Origin of the sequence: Methylophaga sp. SB9B, assembly GCF_004832235.1 — a bacterium.
In the GTDB taxonomy this organism is placed as follows: domain Bacteria; phylum Pseudomonadota; class Gammaproteobacteria; order Nitrosococcales; family Methylophagaceae; genus Methylophaga; species Methylophaga muralis.
The window spans coordinates 1-255 of sequence record NZ_SSXS01000050.1; the positions used below are offsets into that span (position 1 = coordinate 1).

Here is a 255-nt window from a genome sequence, read left to right on the forward strand (position 1 = left end):
GAATTACAGCAAAAACTTCAACAAGCTGGTCATGAAACGGATAAAATTCATGCCGCTTTAGAAAAGCTACAACAAAGTGGCTTACAGAATGACGAACGTTTTGCCGAAGCGTTTATTCGTTCTCGCGCTCTCCGGGGATATGGAGAGTTGCGAATCAGACAAGAAATGAAACAAAAAGGCGTGGCGGATGAGCTTATTAATTCCACCATGCAACAGGCAGAAACAGATTGGTTTGCGCTTGCTATCGAAGTACGA

Annotated in this window: 1 protein-coding gene; it reads left to right on the forward strand. The window is 43.5% G+C overall.

Annotated elements, in window-relative coordinates; translation table 11 throughout:
• On the forward strand, positions 1 to 255 hold a 255-nt coding region (locus E8Q33_RS15085), incomplete at both ends, for a regulatory protein RecX (protein ID WP_136555711.1).